The 716-nt window shown below is 49.3% G+C and carries 1 protein-coding gene and 2 pseudogenes; 1 reads left to right on the top strand and 2 read right to left on the bottom strand.

Annotated features, from left to right (window positions below):
* The coding region (locus BFF42_RS19250) for a transposase domain-containing protein (protein WP_252866576.1) at positions 1-381 on the top strand (381 nt) is incomplete at its 5' end.
* Between the two features lie 74 nt (positions 382-455).
* On the opposite strand, the pseudogene BFF42_RS27925 reads toward BFF42_RS19250, so the two are convergent.
* A pseudogene (locus BFF42_RS27925) lies at positions 456-531 on the bottom strand (hypothetical protein); the annotation flags it as partial.
* Between the two features lie 94 nt (positions 532-625).
* Positions 626-716 (bottom strand): annotated as a pseudogene (locus tag BFF42_RS19245) (IS5 family transposase); the annotation flags it as partial.

The raw sequence follows: 716 nt of genomic DNA, 5'->3' as shown, positions 1-716 counted from the left end.
TGCCCGTTGACGGACTTCGGGGGAAAAACGAGTATTTTTAGTCATCCTGTTTACCTCTTTCTCAGGAAGTTTAGTCTCCAGGATTCCCGGGGCGGTTCAGATAGCCTGAACGTGTACTGTCGTAATGGCCAGGTGGAAATCGACAACAACATCGGTGAAAACGCGCTGCGATCGGTGGCGGTTGGAAGAAAAAATTATCTCTTCTTCGGTTCTGACAACGGTGGAGAAAGCGCGGCGATTATCTACAGTCTGCTGGTCACCTGCAAACTGAACGGAGTGGAGCCGGAGGACTGGTTGCGCGAAGTGATCGTGAAGCTCAATGACTGGCCGTCGAACCGAGTGCATGAACTGCTGCCCTGGAACTTCTCAGCTGTAAAATAATCCTTCCGCTACGTACTTCTCTGGGCGCTTACCACTCAACGGCATCGTCAAAATTATCAAAGCGCAGAACATAGATTTATCATGTGTTTTATGGATGGCTTTCTCCATCAGGCATCGTTCGTCACGGGAAATTGGTGCTATGATCGGCATTGATCAGTCCGGTTGGTGATTTGTTTTGATTTGGCGATTGATCAGATCGCACAATCCGGGCTGAGTTCCCTCTAAGTGATCTAGGTTGTGTCCCTTAATTACGTAAGCGTTGATAAAAGAGTCGGATGCAGCCCAGTTTCACCATCGCCAGGTAATTTCTCGCCGTTTTGTCGTAACGCGTGGCG

This window comes from Shigella sp. FC1661, from assembly GCF_001712525.1.
In the GTDB taxonomy this organism is placed as follows: Bacteria; Pseudomonadota; Gammaproteobacteria; order Enterobacterales; family Enterobacteriaceae; genus Escherichia; species Escherichia coli.
The sequence above is the reverse complement of the archived record's forward strand: the minus strand, read 5'-3'. Positions and strand labels throughout refer to the sequence as shown.